Consider the following 16,903-nt stretch of genomic DNA (forward strand, 5'->3'; position numbering starts at 1 on the left):
GCTTCAGAACGCCGGCAGGGCTTCCGGCGGATGGCTGCGCAACTGCGCGCGTGCGTCGCGGAACTCGGGGAAGATCGACGCCACCGTGTCCCAGAAACGCGGGCTGTGGTTCATTTCCTTCAGATGCGCCAGCTCGTGCGCGGCCACATAGTCGATCACCGACAGCGGGAAATGCATCAGCCGCCAGCTCAGGCGGATCTTGCCGTCCGAGGTGCAGCTGCCCCAGCGCGTATTGGCCGAACTCAGCGCGAAGGCGCGGTGGCGCACGCCGAGCTTTTCCGCATAGATATCGAGCCGTTCGGCCAGCAGGCGCTTGGCCTGGTGCTGCAGCCAGGCTTGCACGCGGTCCTTGATCTGTTGCTCGTCGGCCTGCTCCGGCAGCGCCAGATGCAGCACGCGTGCCTCGCCATCGAACAGCAGCGTACCGGTCGGCGAATCAAGGCGCAGCGTGATGGGTTTCCCGAGGAAGGGCAGGGTCGCGCCGTCGCGCCACTGCACCGCGGGCAGCACGCGCTGCGCGTCGCGCTGCTGCCATTCGGCAAGCTTGCCGAAGATCCAGCGCTGCTTCTCGGCGATAGCCGCCTCGATGTCGGCGATCGTGACCCAGCGCGGCGCCGTGATCGACAGCCCGCGGTCATCGATGACGAAACCGATGGTGCGCCGGGACGAACGCTTCAGCGTGTAGTGGAGTGGACGTTCGCCGAGCCGCAGCAGCCGGGCGTTGGGCTGGGGCGCCGGCCAGGGTGCCGTGGCAGGGCCGGCCGACGTGGTGCCATCGAGCGCGCTGGCCGCCGGCCGCGCGCCGGACGTGCCGGCGCCGGAATCCATCAACGGCAGTTCCATCTGGCCGTCCGCGGGTTCCGGGGCGCGGCGTGCCGGCTTCATGCAGGCTGCCCTCGCAGATAGCTCTCCGGATCGATGCGGCGCATGTCGCGCTCGATCCATTGCTCGACTTCCTGGTTCAGCATGTCGGCGGTCTTGTGCGCCGACGACAGCGGCGGGCCGATCGAGATCGTGATGGTGCCGGGGTACTTCAGGAACGAGTTGCGCGGCCACAGGCGGCCCGAGTTGACCGCGATCGGAATCACCGAGGCGCCGGTCTCGACTGCCAGGCGTGCCCCGCCGCTCTTGTAGCGCGGGTTTTCCATGCCGGCGGGGGTGCGAGTGCCTTCCGGGAACATGATGATCCACGCGCCTTCGGCGAGCCGCTCGCGGCCCTGGCGCACGGCCGAGGCGAAGGCGCGCGAACCGTCCTTGCGGTTGATATGGACCATCTTCAGCATGCCGAGCGCCCAGCCGAAGAACGGCACGAACAGGAGCTCGCGCTTGAAGACGAAGCACAGCGGCTTGGGCATTGTCGCCACCAGCGCCACGGTCTCCCACGCCGACTGGTGCTTGGACAGCAGCACCACCGGCTTGTCGATCATGGCCCGCAGATGCTCGCCGCCTTCGATGCGGTAGCGGATGCCGCAGATCAGCCAGGCGGCGCCGATCACCAGCTTGGGCCACCCGCGCACGAAGCGATAGCGCCGGTTGGCGCTCATGAAGGGGAAGGCCAGGAAGCAGGCACAGGCATAGGGAGGCGTCAGTACCAGCAGGTACAACGCGAACAGCAGGGAGCGTAGAAAGATCATCGAGGGTTCGTCGAGTCAACCGGTGACGTGGCGGATGGCGAAGCGGCCGTGCCCGCGTGCGATGCCGCGGCGCTGTGGCGCGAGCCTTCGCCTTCGAGCAGCCAGCGCGAGAACGCGCGCAGATCGTCGTGGACCAGCGTGCCGGGCGGCAGGCCGCCCTTGGCCAGCGTGGCTTCGCCCTTGCCGGTGCGCACCAGATGCGGCGTGCAGCCGAAGGCGACGCCCGCCTGCAGGTCGCGCAGCGAATCGCCGACGATCGGCACGCCGCGCAGCTCGATGCCGAAGCGTTGCGCCGCCTGCTGGATCAGGCCGGGTTTGGGCTTGCGGCAGTCGCAATCGTCCGCCGCGGTGTGCGGGCAGAAGAAGATCGCCTCGACGCGGCCGCCGAGGCGGGCCAGCGCCTTGTACATCTTCTCGTGCATCGCGTTGAGCGCGCTCATCTCGAACAGGCCGCGGCCGATGCCCGACTGGTTGCTGGCGACCACGACGCGGTAGCCGGCCTCGTTCAGCGCGGCGATCGCTTCCAGGCTGCCGGGGATCGGAATCCATTCGTCCGGCGTCTTGATGAACTGGTCGCTGTCGAGGTTGATGACCCCATCGCGGTCCAGGATCACGAATTTGGGCGGTGTCTGCGGCATGGCGGCGCTTCGGTAACGGGTACGGTCGATGCTGCTGGTTCTGCTGGTCGTGCTGCGGGCGCGGGTCAAGCGGCCAGCTTCGAGATGTCGGCGACGCGGTTGGCCAGCGCGTGCAGCGAGGCCAGCAGGGCCAGGCGGTTGGCGCGCAGCCCTGCGTCCTCGGCCATCACCATCACGCCGTCGAAGAAGCGGTCCACCGCCTCGCGCAGCCGGGCCAGGTCGCGCAGCGCGGCGGTGAAGTCGCCGCGTGCGAACGCCGCCTCGACCCCGGGCCGCACGCTGTCGATGGCGGCATGCAGGGCGCCTTCGGCATCCTCCTGGAACAGCGCGGGGGCGACCTCGCCGACGGCCTCGGTATTCTTGCGCAGGATGTTGGTGATGCGCTTGTTGGCGGCCGCCAGCGCGGCCGCCTCGGGCAGCGCGGCGAAGGTGCGCACCGCCTCCATGCGCCCGAGGATGTCGTCGAGCCGCTGCGGGCGCAGGCTGACCACCGCCTCGACCTCGTTGGTGGTGTAGCCCTTGTCCTTCAGGTAGCCGCGCAGGCGGTCGTACAGGAAGTCGGTGATGTCCTCGCGCGCGGGCTTGACCGCCGGCACGCCGGCGAAGGCCTGCTCGGTCAGCGCCAGCAGCGCGTCGATGCCCAGCGGCAGCGGCGTCTCGACCAGCATGCGCAGGATGCCCAGCGCATGGCGGCGCAGCGCGAACGGGTCCTTCTCGCCGGTCGGCTGCAGGCCGATGCCCCAGATGCCGACGAGCGTCTCAAGCTTGTCGGCCAGCGCCACCGCGATGCTGACGGCGTTCGACGGCAGCGCATCGCCGGCAAAGCGCGGACGGTAGTGTTCGGAGCAGGCCAGCGCGACTTCCTCGGCCTCGTCGTCGTGGCGGGCGTAGTAGGTCCCCATCGTGCCCTGCAGTTCGGGGAATTCGCCCACCATATCGGTCAGCAGGTCGGCCTTGGCCAGTTCCGCGCCGCGCATCGCGGCCGCCTTGTCGACCGGCACGCCGGCCCTGGCCAGCGCATCGGCGATATGGCCGGCGATCTGCTGCAGCCGCTGCACGCGGTCCAGCTGCGTGCCGATCTTGTTGTGATAGACCACGTTGGCCAGCTGCGGCACGCGCGAGGCCAGCGTCTTCTTGCGGTCCTGGTCGAAGAAGAACTTGGCGTCGGCCAGGCGCGGGCGCACCACGCGCTCGTTGCCGCCGATGATCGACTGCGGCGTGTCGGTGGCCAGGTTCGACACGATCAGGAAGCGGTTGCGCAGCTGGCCGTTGGCGTCGGTCAGCGCGAAGTACTTCTGGTTGGTCTGCATCGTCAGGATCAGGCATTCCTGCGGCACGGCGAGGAAGGCCTCCTCGAAATGGCAGGCGTAGACCACCGGCCATTCGACCAGCGCGTTGACCTCGTCGAGCAGCGCGTCCGGCATGATCACGCGGTCCGCGCCGGCGGCGGCCAGCAGCTGCTCGCGGATGCGCTCGCGCCGCTGCGCGTAGCTGGCCAGCACCTTGCCCTGGTTCTCGAGCACGGCGGCGTAGCGCTCGGCGTGCGCGATCTCGATCTCGCCCTCGGACAGGAAGCGGTGGCCCAGCGTGCGGTTGCCCGCGGCCAGCCCGAGCACCGAGACGGGCACGACCTTGTCGCCGTGCAGCGCGATCACCCGGTGGGCCGGGCGCACGAAGTTGACCGTGCTGCCGTCCGGGCGCTGGTAGCTCATCACCTTCGGAATCGGCAGCTTGCCGATGGTGTCGTCCAGCGCGGCCTGCAGGCCGTCGGCCAGCACCGCGCCGCGCGCGGTGTAGCGGTAGAACAGCGCCTCGGCCTTGCCGTCGGAGGCACGCTCCAGCGTCTGCCAGTCGATCGCCTCGACGCCGACCGACTTCGCCAGCGCGGCCAGCTTCTTGGCCAGCGGCGCGGTCGGCTCGCCGGCAGCGTCCAGCGCCACCGACACCGGCAGCACCTTCTCGCGCTGCTCGCGGTCCGGCGCGCTGGCGCGCACGCCGCTGATCAGCGCGGCCAGGCGGCGCGGCGTGGCGTACGGCGTTACCGTGCTGCCGTCATCGAGCAGGCCGCGTTCGGCGAGGCCGGCGAACAGGCCCTGGGCAAAGGCCTCGCCCAGGCGCGCCAGCGCCTTCGGCGGCAGCTCTTCGGTGAACAGTTCGATCAGCAGCGAATCGGTCAGGGGTTGCGACATGAATCGGTTCCAACGGTTTGTGGCGCACGCCGGCATCGGCGGCGCCGGAAGGGTTCAGCGGTGCTCAACAGCGCGGTTCGACGCCGGACAGCAGCCATAGCCCGTGCTGCTGGCGAAACTGCAGCGTGGTCGAGCGGCACGCGGACTGCGCATTGCCGGCCAGCTTCTCGCTATTGGCGGAGAAGCGCGCGTACAGGCGGTGATGGCGGCGATCGTAGCGGATCTCGTCGATGCGGCCGCCGATCCAGAAATCGATCCGCGGCGGCAGTTGCGAGGCCGAATGATAGGTCCGCACCAGGCGCCGTTGCCGGCCGTTGCGGTGCACGGTCTCGACCCAGGTCAGCGGATAGCGGATCGCGCTCTCGTAGGCGCGCAGCGGCACGCGCCGCCAGCCCAGGTCCCTGGAGCCGGACAGGTCGCAGGACATCGAGCGCACCAGCTGCGTCCACTGGTCGATCGCATTGGCGGGCGGCTGCAGATGCTTGTTGATGGCCTGCTGCAGCGCCTGCGAATCGCCTTCGCAGACATTGGCCTGCTCGGCCGAGGGGTAGAGCACCTGCGAGGCCTGGGCATAGGCCGACGGCACGATGGCGTGCGCGCCGCCCGCGGCGGCCACCGCCAGCGCGCAGCACAGCGCACGGCGTGCCATCGAATTCATGCGGCGGCCTCGACGGAGGGCCTGGCGGCCATCGCGGCCGCGGCGTTGGCACCGGCCGGTCCGCACATCGGGAAGCCCAGCGCCTCGCGCGATTCGTAGTAGGCCTGCGCGACCAGCCGCGACAGATTGCGGATGCGGCCGATATAGGCGGCGCGCTCGGTCACCGAGATCGCGCCGCGCGCGTCCAGCAGGTTGAAGGTGTGGGCGGCCTTGAGCACCTGTTCGTAGGCCGGCAGCGCCAGCTTGACGCCCGCCGCCTCGGCCGCGTCACCGTCCGCGCCGACGCCCATCAGCCGCTTGGCCTCGCCCTCGTGCTCGGCGAAATGGCGGAACAGGATCTCGGTATTGCTCTGCTCGAAGTTGTAGGTCGACTGCTCGACCTCGTTCTGGTGATAGACGTCGCCGTAGGTCAGGCGGCGGGTCTTGCCGTTCTCCTCCCACTCGGTCCAGACCAGGTCGTAGACGTTTTCCACGCCCTGCAGATACATCGCCAGGCGCTCGATGCCGTAGGTGATCTCGCCCGTGATCGGCTTGCAGTCGATGCCGCCGACCTGCTGGAAGTAGGTGAACTGGGTCACCTCCATGCCGTTGAGCCAGACCTCCCAGCCCAGGCCCCAGGCGCCGAGCGTCGGGTTTTCCCAGTCGTCCTCGACGAAGCGGATGTCGTTCTGCTTCAGGTCCAGGCCCAGCGCCTCGAGCGAGCCCAGGTAGAGCTCGAGGATATTCTCCGGCGCGGGCTTGAGCACCACCTGGTACTGGTAGTAGTGCTGCAGCCGGTTCGGGTTCTCGCCGTAGCGGCCGTCCTTGGGGCGGCGCGACGGTTGCACATAGGCCGCGCGCCACGGCTCGGGGCCGATCGCGCGCAGGAAGGTATGCACGTGCGAGGTACCGGCGCCAACCTCCAGATCGATGGGTTGCAACAGCGCGCATCCTTGCCGGTCCCAGTAGGACTGCAAGGTCAGGATCATTTGTTGGAAGGTCAGCATAACGAAGACGACGGATCGCGGAGAGTTGGCCCGGCGGCGGGCCACCGAAGCGGAAGCGGGCAGGGGACGGCGGCCGGGCCGGCCGGTCCCGCCGTTGCCAAACCCAGAATTCTAGCGGGTTTTTGCCCGGCAGCCGTCGAAGGGAAGGGGGAGGCAGGTGGGCGAGGACCTCGGGTAAATCCCGAGGGCGCTCAAGTTCCGGAAGGGCCTGCCGTTATCGATTTTTGTATACATTATTGAAAAGCTGTTCGACAGAGGCAGCGGACGGCGCCCCGCGGTGACCGTCGGCGCCAACAACGGGGACAAACATCATGTCGTTTCTCTCGCGCAAACCCTATCGGGTCGCCCTGGCAGTGATGGCGGCCGCCGCCGCGGTATCGATCGTGGCGGGCGTGATCCACTGAGGTTGGACCGCCAGGGCTGAGCACCGGCTCGGCCTCGGCACAGGCTCAGGCGCCGCCGCTCCGGCCACGGCCCTGGGCCGACGGCGTGCGCCAGGCCACCACCAGCAGCACCAGCAGGCAGCCGAGCACCGCCGGCACATTGCCGACCCGCACATAGGGCGTCAGCCCGCTTGTGCCCTGTACCTGCGCGCTCAGCGTGCCGGTGGTGAAGGTCGCCAGCCGCGCCGGCACGCTGCCGTCCGGGGCCACCACCGCCGTCATGCCGGTATTGGTCGAGCGCAGCATCGGCCGGCGCGTTTCCAGCGCGCGCATGCGGGAGATCTGCAGGTGCTGGTCCAGCGCGATGGTGTCGCCGAACCAGGCCAGGTTGGTGACGTTGACCAGCACATTGGCCGGCTGCGGCTGGCCGCGCAGCGTGCGCGCGATTTCCTCGCCGAACAGATCCTCGTAGCAGATATTGGGCGCCACCATGACGCCGCGCACCGGCAGCGGCGCCTGCGCCAGGCCGCCGCGGCGGAAGTCGCCCAGCGGCATCTTCATCATGTCGACGAACCAGCGGAAGCCCCAGGGGATGAACTCGCCGAAGGGCACCAGGTGGTGCTTGTCGTAGCGGTACAGGCCCTGCATCTCGGGGCCGATGCCGAACACGCTGTTGGTGAAGTCGATCGGCGAGTCGGCGCCCGCCGCGCCGAACAGCAGCGCGGTGCCGGTGCCGGTGCTGAACTGCCGCAGCGCCAGCGCGATCTCCGGCGGCATGTCCTGCAGGATCAGCGGAAACGCGGTCTCGGGCGTGACCACCAGGTCGGCCGGGGCGGCGGTGATCATGTCCCGGTACAGCGCGTTCGAGCGGGCGATGCCGGCCGCTTCGAACTTGATGTCCTGCGGCACGTTGCCCTGCAGCAGCCGCACCGACAGCGGCTTGCCGACCGGTTCGGTCCAGGCGCGGCCGGCCAGCAGCCAGCCGGCGCCGAGCACGGCCGCCAGCCCGAGCGGGACCGCGAGCCTTGCCCACAGCGTCGCCGACAGGGTCGCCGACAGGGTCGCCGACGGCGCGGCGGCACGCTCGCCCTGCGGCAATCCGGGCGATTCCGCCGATCCCGGGCGGGCGACGCGCGCCAGCGCCGCCAGCCAGGCCGCGCAGAGGGCGGCCAGCGCGCCGATGCCGTAGACGCCCAGCAGCGGCGCGTAGCCGGCCAGCGGACCGTCGGTGTGCGCGTAACCGCTGCCCAGCCACGGAAAACCGGTGAAGATCACGCCGCGCAGCCATTCGGCGAGGCCCCAGGCCGCGCCGAACGCCAGCGGCGCGGCCAGCAGGCCGAACCAGCCGGTGCGCCGAGCCGGATCGAAGCGCCGCGGCGCGGTGGCGCGATGCCAGGCGGCGGCCGCCAGCGCGGGGTAGAGCGCGAGGTAGGCCGAGAACAGCAGCACCGCGAGCGCGGCCATCCAGGCCGGCATCTCGCCGTAGACGTGCATGCTGATATAGAGCCACCAGATGCCGGACAGGAACCAGCCCAGCCCGAAGGCGTAGCCGAGCGCGGCGGCATCGCGCGCGCGGCGGGTGTCGAACAGCAGCGCGGCCAGTCCCGCCAGCGCCAGCAGCTGCAGCCACCACCAGTCCCGCGGCGCGAAGGCCTGGGTATGGGCGACGCCGAGCACGCCGGCCAGCAATAGATGGCCCCAGCGCGCGCGGCGGTGGGTGTCGCTCAGCGGTGTTTCGAGTTCGGCAGCGGCGGCGCCGTTCCAGCCCTGCGCCAGCCGCTTCATGCGTTGGCCACGGCGTCGGTGAGCGCGGGCGCTTCACGCCGGACCAGCAGCAGGTGCAGCTGGCGCGCATCGGCGCGCAGCACCTCGAAGCGCAGCGGCGGCAGCGTGATGATTTCCCCGCGGTGCGGCACGTGGCCGACATGGTTGGTCAGCAGGCCGCCGACCGTATCGACGTCGTCGTCGGGGAACTGGGTGCCGAAGGCCTCGTTGAACTGCTCGATCTCGGTCAGCCCGTGCACGCGCCAGCTGCCGTCGGGCAGCGGCACGATATTGTCGTCATCCTCGTCGAGATCGAATTCGTCCTCGATGTCGCCGACGATCTGTTCCAGCACGTCCTCGATGGTGACCAGCCCGGCGACACCGCCGTACTCGTCGACCACGATCGCGATGTGATTGCGGTTGTTGCGGAATTCGCGCAGCAGGATGTTCAGGCGCTTGGACTCGGGGATGAAGACCGCCGGCCGCAGCATCTCGCGCAGGTCGAAGTCGCTGTCGGTGTAGTAGCGCAGCAGGTCCTTGGCGAGCAGGATGCCGATGATGTTGTCGCGGCTGCCTTCGTAGACCGGAAAGCGCGAGTGCGCGGTCTCCTGCATGAAGGGGATGAAGGCTTCCGGCGCATCGGCGATATTGACCGCGTCCATCTGGGCGCGCGGCACCATGATGTCGCGCGCGGTCAATTCCGAGACCTGGAACACGCCTTCGATCATCGAGAGCGACTCGGCGTCGATCAGATTGCGGGCGTGGGCGTCCTGGAGGACTTCGAGCAATTCTGCCCGCGATTCGGGCTCGGGAGAAATCAGATCGCTCAGTCGTTCGAGCAGGGACCGGGGCCGGTCGACTGGTTTCGAACTAGGGTAAGGGTCGTTCATGGCGCAAGTTGCGCGTGGTGGATACCGGAGCAAGCATACACCAATTGTTTTTCGGTTCAGACCGGGGGCGGCCGGGGGTTGGCGCCACCGCCGGTCCGATGCGGCGCCGGGGTCGCACGGGCGGCGCCGCGCCGGAGGGATCGCGCCGGCCCCGTGCGGGGCGCGGGCGCAAGGTTTTGGTAGGCGGGCTCGGTCCGAATTTCGGCCCGGACCTCAGGCCGGATCTCGGGCCGAATATCGGGCCGGGCCGGGCCCGGTCCGTCCCCGGGACTCAGTGCCCCAGGCGCGGGCCGCGGTCGTCGCGGTACGGGTCGGCAAAGCCCAGCGCGAGCAGCGTCTCGGTCTCGATGGCCTCCATCTCCTCGGCCTCGGCGTCGTCCTCGTGCTCGTAGCCCTGGGCGTGCAGCGCGCCGTGCACCAGCAGATGCGCGTAGTGGGCCTCGAGCGGCTTGCCCTGTTCGCGCGCCTCGCGCTCGACCACCGGGCAGCACAGCACGATGTCGGCGCTGACCGGGTCGTCGTCGTGCTCGGCATAGGCGAAGGTCAGCACATTGGTCGCGTAGTCCTTGCCGCGGAAGCCCCGGTTCAGCGCGCGGCCCTCGTCCTCGTCGACGAAGCGCACGGTCAGCTGGGCATCGGCGAACAGCGCCGAGCGCAGCCAGGTCTGCACCCGCGCGCGCGGCGGCAGGCCGCGGCGGCCGCGGATGCCGTCGCCGTACTGCACGTCCAGCGTCAGTTCGGGCGGCGTGGCCGGCGTGCCGGTGGTGGTCAGCTGCGGCGTGGCGGTGACCGCCACCGCCAGCGCATCGTGGCTGTCGGGGCGGGCGAGCAGGCCCGCGCGCTGGCGCGGGTCGCTGTGCTCGGCCAGCAGCGACACCACGCCGTCGGCGGCTTGCGACAGGTCGACGGTCAGGCTGCGGCCGTCGGGCAGCTGCACGCGCAGCGCGTGCGCGGCGCTCTTGCGGGCCCGGCCTTCGCCGTCGAACAGGATCAGGCTGGGCGCTGGGTTCTTGCTGGTCAAATCAGGTGTCCTTGTGCTGGGCGTGGTATTCGTCGTAGGCCTCGACGATGCGTGCCACCAGCGGATGGCGCACCACGTCGATGCTGGTAAAGCGCGTCGCGGCGACACCGCGCACGTCGCGCAGCACGTGCTGCGCTTCGATCAGGCCGCTCTTCTGGCCGCGCGGCAGGTCGATCTGCGTGGTGTCGCCGGTGATCACCGCCTTGGAGCCGAAGCCGATCCGCGTCAGGAACATCTTCATCTGCTCCGGCGTGGTGTTCTGCGCCTCGTCCAGGATGATGAAGGCGTGGTTCAGCGTGCGGCCGCGCATATAGGCGAGCGGCGCGATCTCGATCATCTGGCGCTCGAACATCTTCTGCGTGCGGTCGAAGCCGAGCAGGTCGTACAGCGCGTCGTACAGCGGGCGCAGGTACGGATCGACCTTCTGCGCCAGGTCGCCGGGCAGAAAGCCCAGCCGCTCGCCGGCCTCGACCGCGGGCCGGGTCAGCACGATGCGCTTGACCGCGTCGCGCTCGAGCGCATCGACCGCGCAGGCTACCGCCAGATAGGTCTTGCCGGTGCCGGCCGGGCCGATGCCCATGGTCAGGTCGTGCGAGACGATATTGCGCAGGTAGTCGCGCTGCGCGGCGGTGCGGCCGACCAGGCCGGTACGGCGGGTATGCAGCACCGGCGATTCGTCGTCGGCGTCGCCGCCGGCGTCGTTCTCCGCCCCCGGCGGGCCCGCGACATGCGCCGCGTACTGACGCGTCTCGATCAGGCCCAGCTGCACGTCGTCGATCGACAGCGGGGTGCGGGCCTGGTTGTAGAAGCGCTCCAGCGCGGCGGCGGCCTCGTTGGCATTGGCGCCGCGCACCGTCATCTTGTGGCCGCGCCGCTGGATCGTGACGTCCAGCGCCTGTTCGACCTGGCGCAGGTTTTCGTCCAGCGGCCCGCACAGGTTCTGCAGGCGGGCGTTGTCGTCCTTGGGCGCCACGAATTCAGCGGAAGGAATTTTCATCGGGAGAGCGCTCCGTTCTTGTTCGTCGTTGGGCGTGCGATGGCCACGTGCCGGCCGCGGTCCTCGGCGGACTCGCGGCCCGGCGATCGTGCCTTCGATCGTCCCACTACCGGCACTCCTGGCACTCCTGGCACTCCTTGCACTACTGGCGCACCTCGATCTCGCCGCGCAGCGAATGCGGGAAGGCCTCGGTGATGGTCACCTCGACCATCTGCCCGATCAGCCGGTCGCGGCTGGCCTGCGGCACGCCGGGCAGCGCAAAGTTGACCACGCGGTTGTTCTCGGTGCGGCCGTGCAGCTCGGTCGGGTCCTTGCGCGCCGGGCCCTCGACCAGGATGCGCTGCACCGTGCCGACCATGCCGCGGCTGATGCGCTGCACGTTTTCCTCGATGGTCGCCTGCAGCCGTTGCAGGCGGCGCAGCTTGACCTCGTGCGGCGTGTCGTCGTGCAGGTTGGCAGCGGGCGTGCCGGGCCGCGGGCTGAAGATGAACGAGAACGAGGTGTCGTAGCCGATCTCCTCGACCATCGCCATCAGCTTGTCGAAATCGGCATCGGTCTCGCCGGGGAAACCGACGATGAAGTCCGACGACATCGACATGGTCGGCCGGATCGCGCGCAGCTTGCGGATGATGCTCTTGTATTCGAGCACGCTGTAGCCGCGCTTCATCGCCATCAGGATGCGGTCCGAGGCGTGCTGCACCGGCAGGTGCAGGTGGTCGACCAGCTTGGGCACGCGTGCATAGACGTCGATCAGCCGCGCGGTGAATTCCTTCGGGTGGCTGGTGGTGTAGCGGATCCGCTCGATGCCCGGGATCTCGGCCACATATTCGATCAGCAGCGCGAAGTCGGCGATCTCGCTGGTGTCGCCCATGCGGCCGCGGTAGGCGTTGACGTTCTGCCCCAGCAGCGTGACCTCGCGCACGCCCTGGTCGGCCAGGCCCGCGATCTCGGCCAGCACGTCGTCGAAGGGGCGCGACACTTCCTCGCCGCGGGTATAGGGCACCACGCAGTAGCTGCAGTACTTCGAGCAGCCTTCCATGATCGACACGAAGGCGCTCGGGCCTTCGACGCGCGCGGGCGGCAGATGGTCGAACTTCTCGATCTCGGGGAAGGAGATATCGACCTGCGAATGGCCGCTCTGGCGGCGGCGCGCGATCATCTCGGGCAGCCGGTGCAGCGTCTGCGGGCCGAACACGACGTCGACATACGGCGCGCGCGAGACGATGGCCGCGCCTTCCTGGCTGGCCACGCAGCCGCCGACGCCGATCACCAGGTCGGGTTTGGCGGCCTTCAGCGCCTTCATCCGTCCCAGTTCGGAGAACACCTTTTCCTGCGCCTTCTCGCGTACCGAGCAGGTGTTGAACAGGATCACGTCGGCGTCTTCGGGGTTGTCGGTCTTTTCCAGGCCCTGGCTGGCGTGCAGTACGTCGACCATCTTGTCGGAGTCGTACTCGTTCATCTGGCAGCCATAGGTCTTGACGAAGACCTTTTTCGTGGGCGCGGCAGGGGCGGCGGCGGGCTGGGCCGGGGCGGCCTGGGTGTCTTGGGGACGTGGATTCATGGTGCCGATCTCAGTGGTTGACCTGGGGGCATCGGATGCTTCAGGGGGCGTTACATGGCCTGCCGCGCGGCCCGCCGCGGGGGCCGGCGCCAGGCGGGTGGACAGGCGGACAGGCAGGCGGGGACGGGGCAGGCGGGACAGCCCGCTATTCTACCCGCTCGGCACATGGGGCGTCCGGTGCGAATGCGCCGGGGCTGATACACTACGGGCCTTCCGAACCTGGAAGCGGAGGCAGTCGTTCCGCTTCCCCGGCGCCCTTCGCCCCGCCCAAGCAGGCGGTGACGGCGGCAGCCGGCCAGTCGCCACTATCCATGCCGGCCCCGACGATTGGCGCATCCGTGCGCAAGGGGCGGCCGAAACGAATTCCATGTCTTTTTCCGAACTAGGCTTGTCTGACAAGCTTGTACGCGCCGTGGCGGAGCAGGGCTATACCACGCCCACGCCGATCCAGGCACAAGCCATTCCCGCGATCCTGAAGGGCGGCGACCTGCTCGCCGGCGCCCAGACCGGTACCGGCAAGACCGCCGGTTTCACCCTGCCGATGCTGCAGCTGCTGTCGCGGGCCGAGCCGCCCGCGCGCGGCGAGCGGCCCCGCATCCGCGCGCTGGTGCTGACGCCGACGCGCGAACTGGCCGCGCAGGTCGAAGAGAGCGTGCGCAACTACGGCAAGTACCTGCGCCTGCGTTCGATGGTGATGTTCGGCGGCGTCGGCATCCATCCGCAGATCGAGCAGCTCAAGCGCGGCGTCGATATCGTGGTGGCCACGCCGGGTCGTCTGCTGGACCACGTGGGCCAGCGCACCATCGATCTGTCGCATGTCGAGATGCTGGTGCTGGACGAGGCCGACCGCATGCTGGACATGGGCTTCATCCATGACATCCGCAAGATCCTGAACGTGCTGCCGCCCAAGCGGCAGAACCTGCTGTTCTCCGCGACGTTCTCCGACGAGATCCGCGCGCTGGCCGACCGCCTGCTCGACAATCCGGCCTCGATCGAGGTCGCGCGCCGCAACACCACGGCCGAGACCGTGGCGCAGCGCGTCTACGCGGTCGATCGCGAGCGCAAGCGCGAACTGCTGGCGCACCTGGTGCGCGAGAACGACTGGCATCAGGTGCTGGTCTTCACCCGCACCAAGCACGGCGCCAACCGGCTGGCCGAGCAACTGAGCAAGGAAGGCCTGTCGGCGCTGGCGATCCACGGCAACAAGAGCCAGTCGGCGCGCACGCGCGCGCTGTCCGAGTTCAAGGCCGGCACGCTGCGGCTGCTGGTGGCGACCGACATCGCCGCGCGCGGCATCGATATCGATCAGCTGCCCCATGTGGTCAACTTCGACCTGCCCAACGTGCCGGAAGACTATGTGCACCGGATCGGCCGTACCGGCCGTGCCGGCGCCGAGGGCGAGGCGGTGTCGCTGGTCTGCGTCGACGAGCATGGCCTGCTGCGCGACATCGAGCGCCTGATCAAGCGCCAGCTCGAGCAGATCGTGCTGCCTGGCTTCGAACCGGATCCGACCATCGCCCCCGAGCCGATCCAGAAGGGCCGCCAGGCGCGCGGCCAGAATGGCGGTGGAGGACGGGGACGTCCGCAGGGGAATGGCGGGGGCAATGGTGGCGGCAGGCCCGCTGTCGGCGCGCCCTCGGGCGAGCGCCGGGCGGAAGCCCGGCCGCCGCGCCAGCCGCGTCCCGCCCGCCAGCCGCAGGAGGCCGGCGCCGCGCCCCAACGCAATGGCAAGCCCGGCGGTCAGCGCAGCGGTCAACCCAGCGGGCAGCCCAAGGGCGGTGCCCGCCCGGCTGGCAACGGCGAGCGTTCGCAGTCGGCACCGCGCGCGGCGTCCGAGTCGAATGGTCCCTCGCGCAACCGCCGGCCCGGCCCGCAGGCCGCGCTGCTCGGCGGACAGCGCTCGCGGCAGGGGTCCTGACGCGCGCGGTGTCCTAAGCTAGCGCTTAGCCATGGTGACGTCGCCCGATCCCGCCGCCTCGCCGGACATTCCGTTCGCGGGGCTGACACCCGACCTGATCCTCGATGCGCTCGAGGCGGCCGGCTTCATGCCGGACGGCCGGCTGCTGGCGCTGAACAGCTACGAGAATCGAGTCTGGCAGGTGGGGGTCGAGGACGGCGCGCCGATGGTGATGAAGTTCTACCGGCCGGGGCGCTGGAGCGATGCCGCCATCCTCGAGGAACATGCCTTCGTGCGGCAGCTTGCCGAGGCCGAGATCCCGGCCGTGCCGCCGCTCGATTGCGGCGGCAGCACGCTGCTGTCGCATGGCGGCTTCCGCTTCGCCGTGTTCCCGCGCTGCGGCGGCCGCGAGCCCGAGCTCAACCGGGCCGATACGCTGACCTGGCTTGGCCGTTTCATCGGCCGCATCCACGCCGTCGGCGCGACCCAGCCCTATGTCCACCGGCCCGCGCTCGATGTCGAGACTTTCGGCGTGGCGCCGCGCGACTGGCTGCTGGCACAGGATTGCATTCCCGCCGATCTGCGGCCGGCCTGGCAGGCCGCCGCCGATCTCGCCATCGAGGGCGTGCGGCGCTGCTACGAGCGCGCCGGCGACGTGGCGCTGCTGCGGCTGCATGGCGACTGCCATCGCGGCAATCTGCTGTGGATCGAAGCGGATCTGGCCCGCGGCGGCAGCACGGGTCCGCATTTCGTCGATTTCGACGACAGCCGGACCGGCCCGGCGGTACAGGATCTGTGGATGCTGCTCGAGGGCGACCGCGCCTCGATGCAGAGCCAGCTTGCCGATATCGTGGCCGGCTACGAGGATTTCGCCGAATTCTCGACGCGCGAGCTGCATCTGGTCGAGGCGTTGCGTACGCTGCGGCTGCTGCACTACAGCGCCTGGCTGGCGAGCCGCTGGAACGATCCCGCGTTTCCGGCGGCGTTTCCGTGGTTCGGCACGGCGCGCTACTGGCAGGACCGCATCCTCGAATTGCGCGAGCAGATCGCGCTGATGGACGAGCCGCCGCTGTGGTCCAGCTGAACGGCTGACCGGGCAACTGTCCCGGGCGCCGCGGCAGCTCCCGGTCTTACTCCCACTTCTACCTTTGAATGGCCCCGCGTCGGGCCGTCAGGCCTTGTCCGGTGCCTTCACCAGGATGACCGGGCACGACGCGTGCGCCACCACGCGGCCCGCGACCGAGCCGAGCACCGCATCGAAGAACGATCCGCGGCCATGGGTGCCGATCACGATCGCATCGGCGTTCACCGATTTGGCCAGCGCCACGATCCGGTCCGGCGGAAAGCCGCTCAGCGCATGCTTTTCCACGCGCAGCTGCGCGGCGCCCAGGATGTCGCACACCGAGCGCATCGCCTTCTCGCTCTCTTCACGATGCCAGTCGTCGATCGCGTCCTTGCTGACGAAGGCGCGCACCTGTCCGGTGACCTCCGGGGCGACGTGCACCACATGCACGGTCACTTCGCCCTGCAGCAGCTTCCCTTCGACGATAAAGCGGGCGGCGGCGTCGCTGAAGGCGGAGCCGTCAGTGGCGAGCACGATATGGGTCATGGCGAGGGTTCTCCTATCACGGGCCTTGCAGGCGTTGTCGACGGCCAGGCGGTTCGGCGGCGCCTTGCCTGGCTGAATTCATGATGGCAGCTAGGCGGCGATCTCGCCATGATTCCGGTCAAAAACTCGGCACTTGGCCTGCCTTCATGCCCGTCTCGGCACTTATTGCGACAGCAGCAGCCCCGTAAAGGTGACCAGCCAGCCACTGGCCAGGCAGGCGCCGATCCACGCCGCGACGATCAGTGCATTGTCTCGAAGGCTCATCGCTTGCTCCTTCATTCCTTCCTTCATCCCGTCCTTCATTCGCCGATCGGCGCCGGATAGTCGGCACGGGAGCGCGCGCCCTCGCTGAAGACGTCGTGCGTGCGTGCGCCCTCCGCGTAGACGTCGAAGGCGCGCGCGCCCTCGGCGAAGCGGTCCACCGCGCGGAAGGTGTAGCCATAGTCGTCGCCGGCATGCGACCCGCGCACCGGCGCGGCGAACACGCTGTTCAGCGACAGCAGGGCGGTACCGGCGATGGCAGCGCTGAGAACCAGGCGGGCGGTCGTGATCTTCATGATTTTCTCCAGTTGTTGAATTTTTGAGAATCGTTTTGCTTGGGGATGTCGTCAGCCGATGGGAGAAGAATAGGCTCACATCCCGGAGGCAACGCGCGACCGCCTCGTATCAGTTATTC

At 69.3% G+C, this 16,903-nt stretch carries 15 protein-coding genes; 2 read left to right on the top strand and 13 right to left on the bottom strand.

What is annotated here, in order from left to right; translation table 11 throughout:
• Window positions 1–3 precede the first annotated feature (3 nt).
• The 11 genes from K7G19_RS11210 to miaB form a co-directional block, all read right to left on the bottom strand.
• Window positions 4–885 (bottom strand): M48 family metallopeptidase, encoded by an 882-nt coding sequence (locus K7G19_RS11210; protein ID WP_370639527.1) that lies wholly within the window; start codon window positions 883–885, stop codon window positions 4–6.
• Entirely contained in the window at window positions 882–1,634 is a 753-nt protein-coding gene (locus K7G19_RS11215) for a 1-acyl-sn-glycerol-3-phosphate acyltransferase (protein WP_226107300.1), read from the bottom strand. Before K7G19_RS11215 ends, K7G19_RS11210 begins: the two co-directional genes overlap by 4 nt.
• Window positions 1,631–2,272: a D-glycero-beta-D-manno-heptose 1,7-bisphosphate 7-phosphatase gene (gmhB, locus tag K7G19_RS11220; protein ID WP_226107301.1), complete on the bottom strand. Its 642-nt coding sequence runs from the start codon at window positions 2,270–2,272 to the stop codon at window positions 1,631–1,633. The genes K7G19_RS11215 and gmhB overlap by 4 nt, the downstream gene beginning before the upstream one ends.
• A 65-nt stretch (window positions 2,273–2,337) precedes the next feature.
• Window positions 2,338–4,461 (bottom strand): glycine--tRNA ligase subunit beta, encoded by a 2,124-nt coding sequence (glyS, locus tag K7G19_RS11225; protein ID WP_226107303.1) that lies wholly within the window; start codon window positions 4,459–4,461, stop codon window positions 2,338–2,340.
• A gap of 64 nt (window positions 4,462–4,525) precedes the next feature.
• Window positions 4,526–5,119 (bottom strand): hypothetical protein, encoded by a 594-nt coding sequence (locus tag K7G19_RS11230; protein ID WP_149316794.1) that lies wholly within the window; start codon window positions 5,117–5,119, stop codon window positions 4,526–4,528.
• Entirely contained in the window at window positions 5,116–6,105 is a 990-nt protein-coding gene (glyQ, locus tag K7G19_RS11235) for a glycine--tRNA ligase subunit alpha (protein ID WP_226107305.1), read from the bottom strand. The genes K7G19_RS11230 and glyQ overlap by 4 nt, the downstream gene beginning before the upstream one ends.
• 449 nt (window positions 6,106–6,554) lie before the next feature.
• Window positions 6,555–8,273, bottom strand: a complete 1,719-nt coding sequence (gene lnt / locus K7G19_RS11240; RefSeq protein WP_226107307.1) for an apolipoprotein N-acyltransferase — start codon at window positions 8,271–8,273, stop codon at window positions 6,555–6,557.
• Complete coding sequence (locus K7G19_RS11245) at window positions 8,270–9,142, bottom strand: HlyC/CorC family transporter (protein ID WP_149316797.1); 873 nt, start codon at window positions 9,140–9,142, stop codon at window positions 8,270–8,272. The genes lnt and K7G19_RS11245 overlap by 4 nt, the downstream gene beginning before the upstream one ends.
• 271 nt (window positions 9,143–9,413) lie before the next feature.
• Entirely contained in the window at window positions 9,414–10,163 is a 750-nt protein-coding gene (ybeY, locus tag K7G19_RS11250) for an rRNA maturation RNase YbeY (RefSeq protein WP_150083312.1), read from the bottom strand.
• A gap of 1 nt (window position 10,164) precedes the next feature.
• Entirely contained in the window at window positions 10,165–11,160 is a 996-nt protein-coding gene (locus K7G19_RS11255) for a PhoH family protein (protein WP_149316799.1), read from the bottom strand.
• A 142-nt stretch (window positions 11,161–11,302) separates the two neighbouring features.
• Complete coding sequence (gene miaB, locus K7G19_RS11260; RefSeq protein ID WP_255650769.1) at window positions 11,303–12,619, bottom strand: tRNA (N6-isopentenyl adenosine(37)-C2)-methylthiotransferase MiaB; 1,317 nt, start codon at window positions 12,617–12,619, stop codon at window positions 11,303–11,305.
• 469 nt (window positions 12,620–13,088) lie between these two features.
• Between miaB and K7G19_RS11265 the strand changes: the two genes are divergently transcribed.
• Entirely contained in the window at window positions 13,089–14,639 is a 1,551-nt protein-coding gene (locus K7G19_RS11265) for a DEAD/DEAH box helicase (protein WP_226107311.1), read from the top strand.
• 31 nt (window positions 14,640–14,670) lie between these two features.
• Window positions 14,671–15,702 carry a serine/threonine protein kinase gene (locus K7G19_RS11270; RefSeq protein WP_226107312.1) on the top strand — a complete coding sequence of 344 codons (1,032 nt, stop codon included), beginning with the start codon at window positions 14,671–14,673 and terminating at the stop codon, window positions 15,700–15,702.
• A gap of 87 nt (window positions 15,703–15,789) precedes the next feature.
• On the opposite strand, the gene K7G19_RS11275 is transcribed toward K7G19_RS11270, so the two are convergent.
• Window positions 15,790–16,227 (bottom strand): universal stress protein, encoded by a 438-nt coding sequence (locus K7G19_RS11275; RefSeq protein ID WP_150083310.1) that lies wholly within the window; start codon window positions 16,225–16,227, stop codon window positions 15,790–15,792.
• A gap of 299 nt (window positions 16,228–16,526) precedes the next feature.
• Window positions 16,527–16,784: a hypothetical protein gene (locus K7G19_RS11280; protein ID WP_149316804.1), complete on the bottom strand. Its 258-nt coding sequence runs from the start codon at window positions 16,782–16,784 to the stop codon at window positions 16,527–16,529.
• Window positions 16,785–16,903 lie beyond the last annotated feature (119 nt).

The organism is Cupriavidus sp. DB3 (assembly GCF_020418465.1).
GTDB lineage: Bacteria > Pseudomonadota > Gammaproteobacteria > Burkholderiales > Burkholderiaceae > Cupriavidus > Cupriavidus cauae.

Excerpts from the sequence above, each read along its gene's own strand:
- K7G19_RS11275 (WP_150083310.1), bottom strand. The coding sequence starts at position 16,227 with ATGACCCATATCGTGCTCGCCACTGACGGCTCCGCCTTCAGCGACGCC.
- K7G19_RS11255 (WP_149316799.1), bottom strand. The coding sequence starts at position 11,160 with ATGAAAATTCCTTCCGCTGAATTCGTGGCGCCCAAGGACGACAACGCC.
- glyS (WP_226107303.1), bottom strand. The coding sequence starts at position 4,461 with ATGTCGCAACCCCTGACCGATTCGCTGCTGATCGAACTGTTCACCGAA.
- K7G19_RS11215 (WP_226107300.1), bottom strand. The coding sequence starts at position 1,634 with ATGATCTTTCTACGCTCCCTGCTGTTCGCGTTGTACCTGCTGGTACTG.
- K7G19_RS11280 (WP_149316804.1), bottom strand. The coding sequence starts at position 16,784 with ATGAAGATCACGACCGCCCGCCTGGTTCTCAGCGCTGCCATCGCCGGT.
- K7G19_RS11230 (WP_149316794.1), bottom strand. The coding sequence starts at position 5,119 with ATGAATTCGATGGCACGCCGTGCGCTGTGCTGCGCGCTGGCGGTGGCC.
- gmhB (WP_226107301.1), bottom strand. The coding sequence starts at position 2,272 with ATGCCGCAGACACCGCCCAAATTCGTGATCCTGGACCGCGATGGGGTC.
- glyQ (WP_226107305.1), bottom strand. The coding sequence starts at position 6,105 with ATGCTGACCTTCCAACAAATGATCCTGACCTTGCAGTCCTACTGGGAC.
- lnt (WP_226107307.1), bottom strand. The coding sequence starts at position 8,273 with ATGAAGCGGCTGGCGCAGGGCTGGAACGGCGCCGCCGCTGCCGAACTC.
- K7G19_RS11210 (WP_370639527.1), bottom strand. The coding sequence starts at position 885 with ATGAAGCCGGCACGCCGCGCCCCGGAACCCGCGGACGGCCAGATGGAA.
- K7G19_RS11270 (WP_226107312.1), top strand. The coding sequence starts at position 14,671 with ATGGTGACGTCGCCCGATCCCGCCGCCTCGCCGGACATTCCGTTCGCG.
- miaB (WP_255650769.1), bottom strand. The coding sequence starts at position 12,619 with ATGAACGAGTACGACTCCGACAAGATGGTCGACGTACTGCACGCCAGC.
- K7G19_RS11265 (WP_226107311.1), top strand. The coding sequence starts at position 13,089 with ATGTCTTTTTCCGAACTAGGCTTGTCTGACAAGCTTGTACGCGCCGTG.
- K7G19_RS11245 (WP_149316797.1), bottom strand. The coding sequence starts at position 9,142 with ATGAACGACCCTTACCCTAGTTCGAAACCAGTCGACCGGCCCCGGTCC.